Annotated in this window: 13 protein-coding genes; 1 reads left to right on the top strand and 12 read right to left on the bottom strand. The window is 47.9% G+C overall.

Translation table 11 applies throughout. The annotated features are described in order from the left end of the window. Positions 1-378 precede the first annotated feature (378 nt). The 5 genes from I2494_RS05175 to I2494_RS05155 form a co-directional block, all read right to left on the bottom strand. Complete coding sequence (locus I2494_RS05175; RefSeq protein ID WP_218468229.1) at positions 379-1572, bottom strand: fimbrial protein; 1194 nt, start codon at positions 1570-1572, stop codon at positions 379-381. 10 nt (positions 1573-1582) lie between these two features. Further along, a complete protein-coding gene (locus I2494_RS05170; RefSeq protein WP_130592513.1) occupies positions 1583-1873 on the bottom strand; it encodes an IS1 family transposase in 291 nt (96 codons plus the stop codon). A 10-nt stretch (positions 1874-1883) separates the two neighbouring features. Further along, positions 1884-4436 carry a fimbria/pilus outer membrane usher protein gene (locus tag I2494_RS05165; RefSeq protein WP_218468228.1) on the bottom strand — a complete coding sequence of 851 codons (2553 nt, stop codon included), beginning with the start codon at positions 4434-4436 and terminating at the stop codon, positions 1884-1886. A gap of 76 nt (positions 4437-4512) precedes the next feature. Continuing rightward, positions 4513-5217: a fimbrial biogenesis chaperone gene (locus I2494_RS05160; RefSeq protein ID WP_218468227.1), complete on the bottom strand. Its 705-nt coding sequence runs from the start codon at positions 5215-5217 to the stop codon at positions 4513-4515. Between the two features lie 67 nt (positions 5218-5284). Continuing rightward, a complete protein-coding gene (locus tag I2494_RS05155) occupies positions 5285-5842 on the bottom strand; it encodes a fimbrial protein (RefSeq protein ID WP_130592516.1) in 558 nt (185 codons plus the stop codon). Between the two features lie 1031 nt (positions 5843-6873). Between I2494_RS05155 and I2494_RS05150 the strand changes: the two genes are divergently transcribed. After that, positions 6874-7050 (top strand): hypothetical protein, encoded by a 177-nt coding sequence (locus I2494_RS05150; RefSeq protein ID WP_218468226.1) that lies wholly within the window; start codon positions 6874-6876, stop codon positions 7048-7050. Between the two features lie 57 nt (positions 7051-7107). Here the strand turns inward: I2494_RS05150 and I2494_RS05145 are convergent, their stop codons facing one another. The 7 genes from I2494_RS05145 to I2494_RS05115 form a co-directional block, all read right to left on the bottom strand. Then, entirely contained in the window at positions 7108-9267 is a 2160-nt protein-coding gene (locus I2494_RS05145; RefSeq protein WP_218468225.1) for a fimbria/pilus outer membrane usher protein, read from the bottom strand. A gap of 423 nt (positions 9268-9690) precedes the next feature. After that, positions 9691-10131: a DUF1090 domain-containing protein gene (locus I2494_RS05140; RefSeq protein ID WP_130592519.1), complete on the bottom strand. Its 441-nt coding sequence runs from the start codon at positions 10129-10131 to the stop codon at positions 9691-9693. Between the two features lie 124 nt (positions 10132-10255). Beyond that, entirely contained in the window at positions 10256-13783 is a 3528-nt protein-coding gene (locus I2494_RS05135) for an ATP-binding protein (protein ID WP_218468224.1), read from the bottom strand. Then, entirely contained in the window at positions 13770-14420 is a 651-nt protein-coding gene (locus I2494_RS05130) for a response regulator transcription factor (RefSeq protein WP_218468223.1), read from the bottom strand. The genes I2494_RS05135 and I2494_RS05130 overlap by 14 nt, the downstream gene beginning before the upstream one ends. Positions 14421-14756: 336 nt before the next feature. Next, entirely contained in the window at positions 14757-15056 is a 300-nt protein-coding gene (locus tag I2494_RS05125) for an IS1/IS1595 family N-terminal zinc-binding domain-containing protein (RefSeq protein WP_218468222.1), read from the bottom strand. A gap of 982 nt (positions 15057-16038) precedes the next feature. Beyond that, positions 16039-16377 carry a hypothetical protein gene (locus I2494_RS05120; RefSeq protein ID WP_218468221.1) on the bottom strand — a complete coding sequence of 113 codons (339 nt, stop codon included), beginning with the start codon at positions 16375-16377 and terminating at the stop codon, positions 16039-16041. Between the two features lie 293 nt (positions 16378-16670). Then, positions 16671-17849 (bottom strand): acetyl-CoA C-acetyltransferase, encoded by a 1179-nt coding sequence (locus I2494_RS05115; RefSeq protein WP_218468220.1) that lies wholly within the window; start codon positions 17847-17849, stop codon positions 16671-16673. Between the last annotated feature and the right edge of the window lie 6 nt (positions 17850-17855).

Raw genomic sequence — 17855 nt, 5'->3', positions numbered from 1 at the left:
AGTCGCGCAGCGACCTGAATTCGTGTGCGAAGGCGCGGGGGTGCAGGGGGCGTTCGCCCCAACGCCCCTTGCCCGGCCGCTGCACGACAGCCGAGTAAAACACTGTACTATTTGCGGACGAAATTTACTCATAACTGAACCATCGAAGGAAGTCGCGCAGCGACCTGAATTCGTGTGCGAAAGCGCGGGGGTGCAGGGGGCGTTCGCCCCAACGCCTCTTGCCCGGCCGCTGCACGACAGCCGAGTAAAACACTGTACTCTTTGCGGACGGAATCTACTCATAACTGAACCATCGAAGGAAGTCGCACAGCCACCGAGTAAGAAACTACATTATTTACGGACGAAACCAACTCAAAACCAAATTACCCTGGAAATAACCTAATAATAATTCACCGTATAGGTCACCGCCCCATTCGCCTTCCCGGCCTTCGCCGTAGCGCCATACCGATAATATCGAGCCTTCAGCGGAATCACATAATTAGCCCCATCATTAGTCGTCAGCGTAATACCCAATGAAGTATGGGGAACGTTTGAAGTCAGGTTAATATTTGCATTGCTGCTGGCCTGGGTTGCCATCTGAATGGCAAATCCTTCTGCCGTACCCGGTCCGGTTTCAGTATTGGCAGCATAAGTATTGTAATTACCGTGAACGCTGGTAAATGAAAAATTCAATTTATTGGCCGTTATCGGAGAGCCTGATGAGGTTGTTTGACCGGTTTTTTCGTCATAAATATAGCTGCCGGTACCTGTCATGTAGCCATGAAAAGGCGGGCAGTTTTTCAGGGTAATATTAAAATCTTTCCACTCAGAAGTGCTGTATCTGTTAGGAAAATCAGATAACTGATGCGAACCTAAATCCACATCCACATCTTCAACCTGACAGGTTTTAGTCACAATATTAATCGCACCGTTAAAACGCACGGTCCAGAATTTCTGGCTAAAATAGGAGGGAGCCGTCGTTCCCTGTGATGCCTCAAAAACGGGAAATGATGACGCCAGCACCTGTTGAGTTCCGGAAGTTGAAATGGGTCCGGTTTTGATTAATTGAACGTTGAAATGACCCAGAGGCGAATGCGACATCCCTCCCCCTGTCGGATTCATACTCACATAGGGAGTATGAATCCAATCCACCGGATATTGCCAGCTGGTCATAATACCCGTGCTCATCTGAACAGCCATGCCAATTCCCGGAATATTGGTTGGAAAGACGGTTTTATTCCCCATCAGCACCGGAGCACCAGATGGCTGGGAAATCACATTAACTTTTGTAAAGGCTTCTATGGTGACAGGTGCCTCCCCAAAAGCCCAATTACACCGCCATCCCATATGCATATATTCGATCTGGTATGAGCCATAATAGATGATCGATCCAACGGCCACCTCTTCCCCAACGCTGGCAATACCCGGCCCCACCACTGGAACAGAAAGATCCCGGTAGTAAGCCGGATCGTAAGGAGCACAGGTTGCTGCCTTCGCCTCTACCGCCACCAGCGCCAGTAACCCCAGTATCAATTTTCCTGCCAGCCCCATCTTTCTTTTGCCACATAGCACTTTCACTATTGGTTCCCTCATTACTCGTTCCTCAGTCCGCTAGCGAGTCATTGTGAATTAACAGGTCTTTCAATCGGCGGTTCACCGTATTAACGCTGATCTTCAGATGTGTGCCTATCTTCTGCGGTGTCCAGCCCTTACTGACCAGATCGCTGATTTGGCTATTGATATTGTGGTAGTTTGCCCGGTAGTAATAGCGGGTCTGGAACGTCTTACCGCAGTCAATACACATATAGCGCTGTAATCGGGTTCTGCTGGTTCCGTGCTTTCTGATCCCCTCTTTACGATGGCAATGAGGGCACTCTGGATTTAGGCGTATCATCACGTCCTCCTTACTGACAGACTGAGTTAAATTTAATTACGTTATCCTGCTCCGGATTCGCCTCCTTCGGCATCAGATAACTCAGGGAGCACTGCTGATCCACCGCATCGCCCCATATCACTTTTAATTTCCCTTCCATTGCCGGCACCCGGGCAAACAGACGACCACCCTGCCCTACCACACCAATATGCCGATCCTGTTCGTCATACACATCGGCACCAAAAGGCAGGGCTTTACCATTGGCCATGGGCGCATTGATCAGTGCCGGATAACCCACCGTGGTGTCATAACTCACTTTCACCACCGCACCGCTGTACGGTGCCACTTTCTGACGGGTCAGGTTGAGCTCAACGTTGTTGGAAAGACCTTTTGGACTGATCTCCACATCATTCATCTGGTAAGCGGTCAGATAAGGCACGACCGCATAACCAAAACTGTCCACCTTAATCCCCGGATAGCTGACCATTTTCGCCCCTTTGGCTCCTTTGGCTTCGACCAGCGCATAGGTATCGCCGCTGTATGGCGTCAGGGTCAGGCCACCGCTGTGGGCCACCATGGCACCGCTTAAACCGGCAGAATAAGTTTCATACCCTTTACCGGCCCCCGCCAGCGCATTAACCGTGGTATAAGGGGTGCGCGCAGAGCCATTCACCACCAGACTAGTGCTGCGGCTGTCTTCACGACCATCGCGGGTCATACCGGCATTAATGTTGTAGTTATACTGGCGATCTTCACCGGCGGTGCCGTTAACAAACACCTGTTCATTCATGGTGCTGTCCGGCCCACGGTTAACGGTGATCCCCATCTGGTTAAAACCAAACAGGTTATCCAGCGGCACCATGATGTTCAGCATGTAGGTGTTTTGCGCTTTACCGTAGCCATCCTGACTACGGGTCATATTCAGACCATAGCTGATACTTTTGAAACGATTGTTATAGCCAAACTGATACTGGCGATCGGTACGATCGTCATTCCAGTACGCCTGCTGCCAGGCGCTGATATAGAACTGACCGTAATCCTCCGGCAGCGTTTGTGCGGCACTCACCGACAGGCGATTCTTCGCCCGACGGATCCAGTCCTTGTTATAACCTTCACCAATCACCTCCCGGGTGGACATGCCGGTGGTGAAATCCATATAGCCATCGGTGGAGAAGCGATAGGCCGCCACCGACAGGTTACTGCCGGTAGATTCAATATTCTGGCTGTATTTCAGTTGATAGCTCTGACCGGACATCGAGCCCTGATCCACACCCCAGGCTTCGCCCAGTTTGGTTTTTGCATGGGTAACATCAAAGGAGAAAGCACCAATGGGCGTACCAATAGAAGTCCCGCCCTGCATCGCCTGATAGTCTTCATTACCCTGCACACCGCCGTACAGGGTCAGGCTATTATTGATACCGCGACGATAGGTGCCTTCCAGCAACACCGGTTCGTTTTTCAGCCAGCTGGAGCGCAATTTACCGTAGGTCAGGCTGTAGTGATGGGTGCCCGGACGCAGCAGATTACTGGTGGAGGCGTAAGGCATCTGGAAGTTCTGTGAACTGCCGTCGGCCTCTTCAATAGTGACATCCAGATTACCGCCGTAACCGGTAGGATACAGGTCGGTAATTTCAAACGGCCCCGGCGCCACGTTTTTCTCATAGATAATATCGCCGGACTGGCGGATCACTACTTTCGCCGCAGTACGGGCACTGCCGCGCACCACCGGGGCATAGCCGCGCAGGGCGTTTGGCAGCATCTGCTCTTCGTTGGCAATTTGTGCACCACGAAATGACAGAGTATCGAACAGCTCCCCTTTGGTATTAGCATCGCCGACTAACAGACGCCCCTGTATTGCAGCAATATCCCGCTGCACAAAGGTATTGATATTGTTGTAATCACCGCTGCTGTCATTGGGTTTGGTGTAAATACCGTTATGGCGAAAGTACCAGCCTTTCAGGTTAAAACCGGCGTTCAGGTTGCCATACAGGTTGTCATAATCTTTATTACCGTAATGGGTGCGGCTGGCATTGAGGTTATAGCCCAGCGTGGCGGCGGTGATCCCCTGATCCCACTGTTCGGGATTAACATAGCCCCGCGGACGCTGGATCAAATAGATTTCCGGCAGATCCAAATTGAGGGTCAGATCGTTGGCATCAAATGCCACGCTGTTTTCCGGTAGCAGTTGATTCAGGGCCAGACAGCTATCCTGCTTAGCCTCATTAATTTGTTTTTGCGCTTCGGCACTGAGCTTTTCGACGTTGATATCCAGCGCGCTCAGGGTATTACGTTTAATGCACACATCCACTTTGGATACGGCTTTACCATCAACCAGACGATCTTTAATCGACACTTCATCACGACCAATTCGTCGACCATTGACGATCAGTTCAGCCCGATAAGTGCCAACCGGCGTTAAGTCCTGATTGTAGCGGGTCAGATCAATACGCTGCTGGCTATCCGGGCTCATAAAATAGGGGTTAAACTCAAACTCGTCATTGGCGTCATCCGCTACGGCCCAGCCGGACAGGGCAAGCAAGACGGCAGCGGTCAATGGAGAAAGCGAACGGTTAAAAGCTGACATGTGAATTCCTTTCACTCAGGACATCATTTCATCTTCAGGAAGTCATAACTTCCCCGTTATTGTTCTGCGGTTACTGTCAGGGAGCTACCTGCTGTAACGTTGGTCGAATGCCGCCATAGTCATTAATGTAAGACGGATAAATGGTGCTCAGACTGTTTTTCATCGGGAAAAATTGGGTGCTGTTGGGCGCTATCATTCCCCCTTCACCCACCAGATTTTTGCCCTCTTTATCGGAAGCGATATTGGCCAGAGAGACGTAGTACGGGGTTGGGTTTTTGGCTTCCACACCGCCCTTCACTTTGCGCCAGGTTACTGACTCACCGGCGATATTGGCATCACCCGGCAGTGCCTGCGGGCGATAGAAAACTTTGATGCGTGAGCGGAACGCCATCTGTAACTGATTTTTCTGCTCTTTCGCCCGCGGTGGCACTTCCAGCACGCTGAGCCAGAACACCGATTCTTTATCTTTCGGCAGATCTTCACCGGTAAACATCAGGCGGAGGGTCTGGCCTTTACCGGCATTCACCCGGTTAACCGGTGGCGTAATGGTAAATGGCGCTTTGGCCGTTTCCGGCGTGGCTTCCGGATCGCCGTCATCCACCCAGCTTTGTATCAGTACCGGCTTGTCACCTTTGTTATCGATTTTCACCATCACTTCACGTTCACCCGCCGGGTAAACCACCCGCGTTCCGGTAATAACCACTCCCGCCATAGCCGGAGCCGCTAACGACAAAGTGAAAGCCAGTGCGATTAATTGACGGGATACTATTCTGTTATTCATTTGTTCATCCTCCCTGATGCAGGGCGAGGCATATGCCCCACCCTGAAGGAAATTCACCGTATAACGATTAGAAATAGTTGATGGTGAAGTTAACCGCACTGGCAACCAGACCCGGCGTTGCAGTACCTGTTGCATAGTACTCAACGGCATATGGCAGGGTGGCTGAACCAGAAGTCAGGTCATAAGTGGTTGAGTTAGTGGCCTGGCTCGGGTTACCCACCTGAATTGGCGTACCGGTAGTGGCATCCAGCAGTTGCAGCTGAACGTTAGTTGCCGCAGTAGCACCGGTCAGGGTGTTCAGCAGACGGTAGTTGATTGGGTCAACCGTTGCGCCGTTTTCAAAGAACGCGGACGCTTTGGTGACCGTTGCAGTACCGGAACAGTTAGACAGGCCGATGTTAAAACCGGTACGTTTAGCCGTTGCACCCGGGCTGGCCAGTTGCGCTTTATCAACTGCATCCAGCGCTACGGTCGCCGGGCTGGTGTTACCATCAATGGTGATATCACAGGTTTGGTCGATAACTTCACCGGTAAAGTTCACGGTACCGTTAGAAGCGGCCTGTACAGCTGTAGTTCCTAATGCAGCAACAATCGCAGCGGATAAAAATACGTTCTTCAGTTTCATAAAAACTCCATTTTTTGATAAAAGTGTTTTTTCTTCTCTTCTGTTTTAGCCGATGAAATAAGGGAGGAAGAGAATCTCCCTGTTTCATTTTTAGAAAAAACGAGCCTGAACGAAATATAGCTAGCCATAACGTTTATATATAAATAAAAATACCTAAAGAGTGTTAAATGTAATTTACATATGATTTTATTTCAGATGAAATCAATTAAACCCCGGTTCATAACCCGTTCTTATTTTTAAGTTAACATATCGAATTTATGCTGTAAACGATCTAAAAATCTACATAGATTAAATTAGTTAGATTTTAGTTCTAAATGATGTGATTTTTTAGCCGTACTGACTAATGGGAAATTTTGAGATTTAGATGTTTTTCTTTATTTAATTTTACATCTTAATATGTTTTCAAAATTTATATTGATACATAACATAAAAAATAGTTTTTAAGATCGACAAGACTATTATAAAAACCAAACACCTATTTATTGAATAATAAAAGCTGGCGTAGTGAAAATATCAACTCATCTGACGTAAAATAACAACAAATTTGAAAGTTTTATTGAAAACTCAAGTATTGAAATTGAATGAAAATACAAAATGAATACGTTGTCAGAAATCAAGCTTTAAGATTAACAATATTATTACAGTGACAGGATGGTATAAGTCTGCTTTAACGCATTGCCACACTACCGACCGCATTTCTGCAAATCCCCCCCTTGTTTTCATCATTTTTGCGGTATGTATCTATAGCCTGAACAATAGCCTGATTCTCCCATTGACCCTGTTGGCGGTATAACTATACCGTAGCCTTGCTACCGCAGATTTACCGGTAGTTAAAAAAGCGAAACCCCGCAGTGCGCGAACACTAACGGGGTCTCTGACCACAACGTTATACGAGGTAACATCATGGCTGTTTTGAAGCATACCCAAACTCACCCCAATTTTATATATCACCCGGGATCAAATTTCAGATGCGGATCGGAAAAACGATCCTCTGTTTCAGTTTGTTACCTGAAAAATGGGGGGATTCCTTCATGATTAATCCGATCGATTCTACCCCAAACAATCTGCTGGAACTGGCGGAACAGTGCCTTGCCCTTGCCAGTGCGGTATTAACCATTGATGAAGCGTCAATAAAGGAGTCGTTGCAGTTTATTCTGCACGAAAAGATGGAAGCTTTATTTGATGTGATATATCGCGCTGAAGGCTGATAGTACTGTCACCTATGGAGATAAACGAAATGCTTCGTTTATCTCCATCAGAAAACATCAATTCACTTTTTGCTCTGGCGTAAAGCGGCTAAACATAATAGCGCCAGCGGTAGGAACCACTTCAATCTCCATCAGCGGAGAATCATCATCATCCGGCAAATCATAAGTATTGAGTGAAAGTCGGTTAACCCGATAAGGGGTTAAGGTCGTGACCACTGCATAACCGCGCCAGTCGGTGGTGGTGCCATACTGGTTATCAACCCCAACGCCCGGCCGGTCTGGTACATTCACAATCGCCATGGTTTCACCCAAACTTTGCCCCAGCGTGACGCCCCCCTGATGAACCATGGCACTGCCGGTCAGCTCAAGGGTTTTCTGGCGATAGCCTTCACCCTGCGAGTAGCCCAACCGCAATCCTCCGGCGTTATATTGGTAATCCGCACTGAGATCCTGACTGCTGCCATACTCCTGACTCTGACTGGTGCTGGCGTTATAGCTCAGGCTGTAGTCGTCCAGCATGGTACCGCTCACCCCTACCCGTCGGCTGTTTGCACCATTTTTTGTCTGGGTATGGTCATAGTTAAGCTTCATGCGCGGCATGCCTATCTCTCCCAGCGAGACCGAGAATGAGATCCCGACCTGAGCCTGCGCTTTGCTGTAACTGTAGTTGGTATATTCCGCATACAGATTGATGTCCACATCCCCCCAGGTATTGCTGTAGCCCAACTCTACGCTGGTTTCTCCTTTGTCTTTGCCGCGCATAGCCTCACATGACAATGTCAGATACAGGTTACTGGAGTCAGAAATATACTGGTTATAGCGAGCTTCCAGCCGGTATTTTCTTTCGTCATCGAAATCACCAACGTATGCTCCGTCTTCCCAATCCCACCAGTAGGTCTTCTGTTGTGCTACCGTTTCGCCCAAAGTACGATAGTGCTGATTCGGATAGTACTGGGCTAACAGGCTGAGAGCCGATTCCTGAGCTGGAAATGCTTTGGCGTAACGCATACGCACCATGCCGCCGCGATCTTTGCCCTTAATGCGCGGATCGTCCGCCACCGCATAGCTATAATCCAGCGATAACGCCCCCCATTTATCCAGACTTCTGCCCATTCCCATGACCGTACTGCGATAAATTCCTGAGTTAAGGGTTCCACCATATAATGTGGTATTGCCCGGTAAACCATAACTGACGGAAGCCTGTTGGAATCCGGGTTCCTGCTGTTCTACACCAAAATAGTTTTGATATTTGCCCACAATCAAATCGTACTTCCACTGACCGGGATGAACCAGATTTGGCATGGCTGAATAAGGGATCTTTCGCTCGCTTTCGGTTCCGTCACTCTCCTTGATGGTGATGTCGATATCCCCATCGGGTGCCGGAGGATAAACATCTTTCAGAATAAAGGTTCCGGGAGAAACAAAGGTCTGGTAGATCACTTCGCCATTTTGCCGCACTTTAACTTCCGCGTTGCTACGGGCATAACCCCGTATCCACGGGGAGAAGGTACGTAGTCCATCCGGTAGCATACGGTCGTCAGAATTCAGGCTCAGGCCACGATACTTCACACTATCAAACAGCGTTGATGAAGAGGTGCTGTCACCCAAGGTCAGAAGCGAGCGCCATGCCTGAAGGCTGCGAAACGCTACCGCTCGTTCGGTATGCCATTGAGGGTTGCCCCAGGTGTCTTTCTGATACACCGGTTCATAGCGCAGGCGCCAGGCCCCGAGATTAAGGCCGGTGGTAATATCCGCATACAGGCTGTTGTTACGATCGGCATCCTGATATTTTTCACCAAGATAGCTGGCGTAATTGATGTGGTAATCGACGAACATCGCCGTTACGCCTTCATCCCAGCGGCTGGTGGCTACACCATTTTCCATATTGGAAAATAGCTCGTCAGGGATCACCAGCGTCAGGAGCTGTGCAATAGGATCGTAAAAATGCAGGATGTTCAGCCGATCCAGCGCGTTGGGCATGACGCAAGAATTGGCAGAGAATGCCATCTTCTTTACGGTTTCGTAATGTACCCCCCATTCACGCAATAGTGGAGCAGTCAGGCAGGGTTCATCGGTGCGTTGAAAATCCAGCAGCACACGTCCCCGATAGGCATCATTAACAATAACGTAGGTTTTATCCGCTTCGGCGTAGCAGACAGGCGCGACCCAAACCAGCCCCAGCAAAACAGTACGTAAGATGGAATTGATTCGATCCATGATTCATTCCGTAGGAGAGAGATAGGATGGTCGTTCAGGTTTTTGGCAAGCTTAGCCAATCAGCAAAAATGGATATTCCGGCCGTAAAAGCAATATTGCGCATATCACCTTGCTGTCCGGCCGGAAGACCCATTGTACGCAGCTCTTGGGGCGTCGGACTTGGCCATCGGTAGGCGGCCTCATCCGACGATTGGCTTTGATAAATTCAAAACCATTTACTCTTTTAGATGTTCCAGTCTTAAAGGCGATACTAAGGATAAGGATATCGCTGTGATACTCTGCCGGAAGATCATTGGTGCTTAAGCCTGAACTACGTCGAATCAGGAAGTACCCGACGATTGGTTGGTTTCAGGCATAAAACTGAGCTATCGTACTTTGCCATCAATCCAAAAGGTGCCGTAGCACCTTTTATCGATGTTTCTGTTAGCCTTTCAGGGCAGCCAGTTCGGCGCGTGCCTGATTCAGGTCGGCAGTCACTTCTTTAACATCACTCTGCTTTTCCTGAAGTTTGCTTTGGTATTTAGCCACTTTCTTTGCATCACCTTTAGCCTGAGCTTCACGCAGGTCAGCCTGTACTTCGCGTACATCTTCTTGCTTTTCGTTCAGTTTCTTTTCCAGTTTGGCAACTTTTTTCTCTGCGTCTTTAACCAGACCGCCGTTGGTGCAGTTAGCGTTCAGTTCGCTCAGCGCTTTTTTCAGGCCGGCTACTTTGTTCGCGTTACCGTATTTCTGCGCTTCTCTGATTTGGTTTTCAATGGCAGCACGTTTTGCAGCACAGTCATTACCGGCAGCTGATGCCATAGAAGAGAAACCAACGCCCATTGCCAGTACTAAAGGTAAAATCAGTAATTTCGCTTTGCTCATGTTAAAAATCCTCAATTTGCTTTTACAGTGGGGAGCTATCACTCCCCTCCCTTCCATTGCATATTAAGATTTTCGCTAATTACTTTGATACCCTACGCCTTCCTCATAAGCCTGTAGGAACGGCTTAACCGTTTGTAGTCCCTAGCTGCATTTGCAGACTGGCAATCTGCTGTTGAACCAGTGCAATCCCTTCCCGGTCGCACTGTTGCCTTAATCGCTGGCACGCCTGAGCCAATCCGGTGTCATGAACCAGATGAGCCGACCCTGCCAGCTTATGCGCCAGAGCGGCGATATTTTCCACGTTCAGCGTTTCCTGTTCTGCCTCTGTGGCTAATGCTGCCGCGTCCTCTGTCAGGCATTGTTGGAGTGTGGTGATAAATTCGGCTAATACTTCAGGCTGCTGTAAGGCGGCCGGTAAGCTGGCAACATTAAATCCCGTGGGTTCTGGTTCAGACTCAGGCTTCGGCGATGTTGTTGTCAGGGTAGCCAACTTTTCCATTAACCCTTTCAGGTTGATAGGTTTAAACAGGCAATCGTTCATGCCCGCTTGCAGGCAGGCATCATAGGCACTGTCCTGAGCATTGGCGGTTAACCCCCACACGGTAATTGCCTGGCGCTGCTGTTCCCGCTCTAACCCTCGCAGCCGTCGGGTAAAGTGGTAGCCATCCATATTTGGCATCTGGCAATCGGTGATCACTAAATCAAAGCTTTGGTTTTCACAGGCGGCCAGCGCTTCTTGCCCGTCAGTCACGGCAGTAACCTGATGCCCTAAATGGGTTAGCTGATGTGTCAGCAGCATTCTGCCTGCCCTATTATCTTCAGCGATCAAAGTACGCAGGCGTCGGCTGGTCTCATTGGTCGCTATCGTTGCAGCGGAAAGTTCCAGTGTGACCAGTCGTGGTAATGAGAGCTGTACTGTAAATTCGCTGCCAATCGCCGGTTCGCTGTTCAGGGTGATACTACCACCCATCATATTTACCAACGTTCGGCTGATATACAGCCCCAGCCCTGCGCCACTGCCAGAGTTTTCTGCCTGGGAGAATGGCTGGAATAGCCGCTGACGGGTCACTTCATCAATGCCTTTGCCGGTATCCCTTACCTGAATGCACACATCCAACCGATCGGCGCTGATTTGCTCCACCATCACACTCAGTGTCACTTGCCCCTGCTGGGTAAATTTGATCGCATTACTCACCAGATTCGATAGCACCTGCTTGAAACGCAATGGATCGACTAACACATCGCCCTGCACTTCGGCATCGATTTCCAGACAAAAATCCAGCCCTTTCTGGCGCGCTACGCCATCGAATAAACTGGCTACGGCTTCAATCAAATGGCGCAGGTCGGCTCTTTCCGGATGAAGCACCAGACGTTCAGACTCAATACGCGAAATATCCAGAATATCGCCAATCAGCGCCAATAAAGAATGCGCAGAGTCATGAGCAATATTCAGCAGTCCGTCATCCAGCGGTTCCCCCTGTCGCTGTTGGTGTAGTGCCAGTTCCAGCATGCCGATAATGGCATTAAGTGGCGTGCGGATTTCATGGCTCATGGTGGCAAGAAACGTGGTTTTAGCCCGATTGGCGGCATCAGCCCGCTCTTTGGCCTGTTGCAGCTCGCTAATCAGCCGTTCCCGTTCGGTGATATCAAACCAGCCGCCGACTTTATTCCCGGCATAATCTGCATTATTCATCAGCAGCATACTCCACTGCTGAAGGGTTCGTTGCTGCCCCGATACTTCCCAGCTGCGGGTAATAAACAGCGCATTCGGATCGCTGTCATCGGGATATAAAACCATATCCGCCGCACTCGACTGGCTTAAGTGATAATGAGACAGCGACTGACCAACCGCCTGAGGCGGCACATCGCCAACCGCGCGGTGAAAATGGCTGTTGGCGGCGACAATGCGCTCATTGAAATCCGTAAGATAAACCGGTAGCGGCAGCGCATCCAACAGTGCCTGCTGCTGGCGCTGTAACGCGGTACGTAAACGTCGACGGCTAATCAGTAAAACTAACAGCGACAGCAGCAATAACAGCACCAGCACCGTGAACAACAGTGGATAATACTCTGCCAGCCGATCTTTTTTGTTATCCGCTACTTTCATTAAATAGGCTTTGCTATACCAGTTGCGGGTCATGGCATGCATCTCTTCCGGCGGAATATTCAGCAGCGCTTTGTCGAGAATGGTCGCCAGCGGATACTCATTTTCTGATATTCCCATCACAAAGCGCGCCGGCTCGGTTTCTAAACCACGGATAATTTTTAAGTCCGCCATCTGGTCGTGAGAAAGCAGAAAATCGGCGCTAATCATTGGCAGCACTAAGGCATCCGCACGGCCAGCCATTAAAGCATCGATGCCATCCTGTGGTGAATCCACCGGTAAGATACGGCTTGTGGCGTACTGCTGTTTCAAAAACGCCTCCAGCGGATGCCCCTTAACCAGAGCAATTTGCCGTAACTCTGCTTTATCCTGCGCTTTTTCATGCCCGACCAGCACCCAGGAGCTAAACAGGTATGAGCGCGTGGTTAAAAGCCCATTAGGCCATACGGTATCAAGAGTAACGCCAGCAACCACATCCGCTTTGCCCGATTTAACCTCCTCCAGCGAATGGCGCAGGGTATTGGCCCGAATCACATCAAATTTCAGTCCGGTTCGGTTGGTGATCTCTTCCATGATATCGGCAGTCAACCCACGAAAATTCCCCTGCGCATCAAAAAAACTCAGCGGTGGAAAATCATCATTTACGACTACCCGTACCCTGGGGTTCTCCTCTATCCATTTGCGCTCCAGCGAAGTAAACAATAAATGGCGAGCGTTAGCCGTTTCCGGGCTTCCGCCATTCCAGCGACTTTGAATAGCAGCATTGGTTCGATCGGGAATAATGGTCAAGACGGAATTTAGCGCTTTTACCAGTCTGGTATTGTTGCCAGCGACCGCAAAGGAAAAGCCATCAACATCCTCCTGAGGTAACAGCTGGAGCCGTAAATTATTCAGATTGGACTGATTAATTAAATATTGAGCTGAGGTAGCGTCACCAATAAAGGCATCCAGATTGTTAAACGACAGAGCTTCCAGCGCACGCCTTGGCGAATCATAAACCTGATATCCGCCGGAATAACGACCGGTTAACGCTTTACGGTTGCTGTAGAGCCGTTCAATAGCAATTCGCTGTGGTGGTTTATCATGCAGCAGGCTGTCGGTACGTTCCACCAATGCCGGCACCGCCGTCAGGTAGGGCTGAGTCAGTAATAGCTTATATTTTTTCGCCTCTTCACTACCGGCATTACCAATCAAATCAACCTCACCGTTAGCCAACGCCTGCATCAGTAATGCTTCACTATTGTAGTAACGCACGCGAATCTGAACGTTAAGGCTATAGGCAATAATGCCGAGGTAGTCACCATTAATACCGCCGTAATCCTGTACGCCGGAAGTAATGTCATAAGGGGGATAGTTAGGTGCTGAAGTGCCATATACCAGGGTACGCTTTTGGCGTAGCCACTGCCAGTCGCTGCCATTCAGCGCTGGTTCGGGCAGTTGTACCTGTTCACGACTGACCAGATTCACTTCCCGAAATAGTGGTGGCTCGTCTGCCAGCGCCGTAAAACACCAGAATAAGAGAATAAAAAATAACTTATTGAGCTTCATCAGGCGGCTCGCTGATAGAATGATTGTCGAAAAAAGTGACCAGTTCTTCTGCACTGCTCAACTGCAACTTTTCCATCAGGCGTGACTTATAGGTACTGATGGTTTTATTACTGAGTATCAACCGGTCAGCAATGTCTTTGTTGCTTAATCCTTCAGATAAATAGCGTAAAACGGTTAATTCACGGTCGGACAGACGCGCCAGTGCATGCTTATCTTTTTCTTCCGGCTCTACAACTCGCTGCAACGCTTCTGTCATAAAAGCAGGGAAACAGTGATAGCCCTGTAGTACCAACTGACACATAGAAGCCAGTTGGCTGATGTCTTGATCTTTACCAAAAAAGCCGCTGGCTCCGGCACGCCATGCGCGTTCAGCATAGGTTTCTGCCGGTAAGCTGGTATAGATGATAACTTTGCAGGGATTTTCTAACTGACGCAGATGCTGCAAAATTTGCAGACCATCCATCTTGTTCAGCATGATATCCAGAATCACCAACTGCGGCTGTTTCTCTTTTATCTGCGCCAACGCGGTTATGCCATCGGTCGCACTGATAATGGTGTTATCGCCTAAAGGAGCAAGAATTGCTTTAACCGCAAAACAGATTGCCGGGTGATCGTCGACAATTAACCAGGTATTCATTGCCATATCCTTATTCAGCGCAAAATTCCATTCATAATACAATCCAACTATTATGATGATTCTAACAGTGAATTGATAATTGCTGCACACCCTTATTTATATTCTATTTCTAACGCTTTCCCGCTTTATTAATACAGCAAAATTAATTTCAAATTGAAATTATTAAATACTATATTTCACGTCAGAATGATTAAAATAGAATGGAGAAAAGAATAATGAAAGAATATATGACTAATGCCAGTAACTGAAGGTAACTGGCATTGTTGCGGTTTTACTTTGACAGAGAATAGAGCCAATAGAACAATAATTAGACAATGTTATGCTTTTTTCTATCAATCAGACTTTTTCAAGCAGATCCGCTTGCCCTAAACAGCGTTTTATTGTGCTCATATTGGCTTTCATATGTTCGCTGATTTCTTGAGTGGATTCCCCGGTTTGATAGCGAGTAATAATTTCTTCCATCGCTTCCGGCTGATATGCAATATAGATGTATTTTTGCTGAAATGTTTTATCGCATGCAACACATTGATAACGTTGGGCGCCAGTACTCCCCTTACCATGCTTACGAATATGTTCCTTTTGACCGCAGTATTTACATTCCGGTGTCGTCGCTAATTTGTATGCATCCCATACCATATAAACCTCCCGTGAATTACTTTATCTGACAGTTCGCATCATGCCGGATGGAACTGCTCGCTATCCAGATAGTTTTTACCTTTTCCTGATTAAACACAGGCTACAGCCATTACTGTCAGGGGCAGTTAGTTAACTCATATAAATACAAAAAACAAATTCCTCCCGTCGTTAAAATAATCCGGCAAACTTTTAACACCATAAAAACCAAGAGAAAATAACCACATTAAATTAATAGCTAAAAAGTTAGCAACTCCTTAACCAATAAGGATTATAAGCCGATTTCAGCGTAAAAGACTTTGATAATCAACAAATTCAATAGCACTATATATGAATAAAAAACCAACACAATAGATCGAACAAAATGGATTTAACAATGTATTACTCGACAAATCAATCTTAAAATAACAATTAAAGATTTTAATCTTGATTAATAACAGAAAGTCAAAATAATAGATCGAGATAGACAAAAAAATGAATGATAAATTTCGAAACAAAAAAACACACATAGAGAATTAAATTAAGGTCAAAAAATCGACAAAAAACAAAATATAAAAAACACTTTAATCAGAAACAAACCAATTATTTTAATAATAACCTAACTAACAATTGCAAAATCTCGAGAATCATTGAGCATTAATTTATGTTAAAATTCAAAATAAATAATTATAAACAGGCACACATTCAGATAAAAAAGGCGCTTTAAGCGCCTTTTTTAGTTTTTAAATGAAAGCTTAACAACAGGTTGGTTTAATCATTCTTTTTCACTGAAGCAGAAACTTTGCCAACGCTGGCGTTACCATTGGTGCCAGCCGAACAGGATGATGAATCTCATAACCACACACCAGACTAATCAGCTCAGGTTTTGCAAATTCCTAACCTAAAAACTCAAACCTGATGGGCTGTGGTGACGTATCTTTTGTCATACCGGCTATAAACGAAATGGCAGGTAATCCGGAAAACAGGCTTCAACACGCCAGTAGTCTTACATGCATCCGGCACAGCTACCACAGCGCCAGTCCTGTGGGTTAATCGCCCGATAGAAAAATCGAACATCTTCTTCATCGATGGGCAGGCCGTTATCCACAAAACAGTCTGCCAGCCAGTCGATGTTTTCCAGAATCCAGTCATCCTCATCCCGCCCTTCGGCAAACAGTTCATTTTCCGGATCGATAATGTAATAGATGCCGTAGGTTCCCATGTCTTTATCCTTGCGGTTTTCCGGCAGAATAAAAGGACGTTCAAGATAGGTGATGTGCCATTCGCCGTGACACAAAAGATTACCGGATCGTCCCCAGCGGGCGATAAATGGATTTGTATTCATTGCATGGTTTATCTGAAATAAATGACCTGGCAGATAGCCGGGTTTGTACGATACGATATTATGGCTGAATCAATTACCAACAAGATAGAGACAATTGCCCACTATTTTTCTATTTCTGAAAATCGACGTTTAAATCACGGATAGAGGCATAAATAACAGATGACTGGAGAAGGTGTTTTGATGTCATTCTGTATGGTTTATGGCTAAAATTTCCCGGTATAAAAAGCATTTGGTCATCCCAACCATCAGGATGACCAACGCCAAAACCACTATTCAGGCCTGAGGCAACACACCTAAACCCGTTCGATCACCATCGCAATACCCTGCCCGCCACCAATACACAAGGTTGCCAGACCTAATCCTTTGTCATAGCTATGCAGCGCATGAGTTAGCGTCACCAGAATACGTGCACCGCTGGCACCGATTGGATGACCAAGGGCAATAGCACCGCCATTGACGTTGACTTTTTCCTGATCGAAACCAAGGTCGCGTCCTACCGCCAGGAACTGGGCGGCAAAGGCTTCGTTAGCCTCTATCAGATCAATATCTGCCAGCGTTACTCCTGCCATTTTCAGTGCTTTGCGCGTGGCCGGAACCGGGCCCAGCCCCATCACATCGGGTTCCACACCGGCAGAAGCCCAGCCGCGAATGCGTGCCAGTGCCGGAATACCCCGTGCTTTGGCTTCATCTTCACGCATCAGAACCAATACGGCTGCCGCATCATTGATCCCGGAAGCATTACCGGCGGTTACCGTGCCGTCGGGCAGGAACGCCGGACGCAAGCCAGCCAGTGATTCCATGGTGGTGTCACCGCGCGGATACTCATCCTGATTGAACAGAATGGTTCCTTTACGACTTTTGATTTCAATCGGGGTAATTTCTGCCGCAAACCGACCGCTGTTAATCGCCGCTACCGCTTTTTGTTGAGAAGCCATTGCAACAGCATCCTGCTCTTCACGCGTCAGACCATAGCGTTTAGCGATATTTTCTGCCGTAATTCCCATATGGTAGTCATTAAAGGCACACCACAGACCATCTTTAATCATTGAGTCAACCAGGGTGCCGTTGCCCATACGATAGCCCTGTCGCGCTTTATCCAACAGATAAGGTGCAGCACTCATATTTTCCATACCACCGGTCACCATCACCGAGCTACAGCCGGCCAGAATCGACTGGGCACCCAGCGCGACGGTTTTTAAACCAGAACCGCAGACTTTATTTACGCTAAACGCCGGTATTTCAATGGATAACCCTGATTTAACGGCGGCCTGACGAGCCGGGTTTTGTCCCAACCCCGACTGCAAGACATTCCCCAAAATCACTTCATCGACATTCAGGTCGTCAGGCAATTTGCTCAAACAGTCAGCAATGGTGGTTGCCCCTAAATCTACTGCGGGAACCGAGGCTAACGTGCCACCAAATTTACCAATGGCGGTTCTTTTGGCCTGAACAATAACAACAGACTCTCTCATCTTAAT

This window comes from Limnobaculum allomyrinae (assembly GCF_016649425.1).
Lineage (GTDB): Bacteria > Pseudomonadota > Gammaproteobacteria > Enterobacterales > Enterobacteriaceae > Limnobaculum > Limnobaculum allomyrinae.
The sequence above is the reverse complement of the archived record's forward strand: the minus strand, read 5'-3'. Positions and strand labels throughout refer to the sequence as shown.

What these genes read in the sequence shown, in the direction of transcription:
- I2494_RS05155 (WP_130592516.1), bottom strand. Translation starts at nt 5,842, where the DNA reads ATGAAACTGAAGAACGTATTTTTATCCGCTGCGATTGTTGCTGCATTA.
- I2494_RS05165 (WP_218468228.1), bottom strand. Translation starts at nt 4,436, where the DNA reads ATGTCAGCTTTTAACCGTTCGCTTTCTCCATTGACCGCTGCCGTCTTG.
- I2494_RS05170 (WP_130592513.1), bottom strand. Translation starts at nt 1,873, where the DNA reads ATGATACGCCTAAATCCAGAGTGCCCTCATTGCCATCGTAAAGAGGGG.
- I2494_RS05175 (WP_218468229.1), bottom strand. Translation starts at nt 1,572, where the DNA reads ATGAGGGAACCAATAGTGAAAGTGCTATGTGGCAAAAGAAAGATGGGG.
- I2494_RS05140 (WP_130592519.1), bottom strand. Translation starts at nt 10,131, where the DNA reads ATGAGCAAAGCGAAATTACTGATTTTACCTTTAGTACTGGCAATGGGC.
- I2494_RS05160 (WP_218468227.1), bottom strand. Translation starts at nt 5,217, where the DNA reads ATGAATAACAGAATAGTATCCCGTCAATTAATCGCACTGGCTTTCACT.
- I2494_RS05115 (WP_218468220.1), bottom strand. Translation starts at nt 17,849, where the DNA reads ATGAGAGAGTCTGTTGTTATTGTTCAGGCCAAAAGAACCGCCATTGGT.
- I2494_RS05135 (WP_218468224.1), bottom strand. Translation starts at nt 13,783, where the DNA reads ATGAAGCTCAATAAGTTATTTTTTATTCTCTTATTCTGGTGTTTTACG.
- I2494_RS05120 (WP_218468221.1), bottom strand. Translation starts at nt 16,377, where the DNA reads ATGAATACAAATCCATTTATCGCCCGCTGGGGACGATCCGGTAATCTT.
- I2494_RS05145 (WP_218468225.1), bottom strand. Translation starts at nt 9,267, where the DNA reads ATGGATCGAATCAATTCCATCTTACGTACTGTTTTGCTGGGGCTGGTT.
- I2494_RS05150 (WP_218468226.1), top strand. Translation starts at nt 6,874, where the DNA reads ATGATTAATCCGATCGATTCTACCCCAAACAATCTGCTGGAACTGGCG.
- I2494_RS05130 (WP_218468223.1), bottom strand. Translation starts at nt 14,420, where the DNA reads ATGAATACCTGGTTAATTGTCGACGATCACCCGGCAATCTGTTTTGCG.
- I2494_RS05125 (WP_218468222.1), bottom strand. Translation starts at nt 15,056, where the DNA reads ATGGTATGGGATGCATACAAATTAGCGACGACACCGGAATGTAAATAC.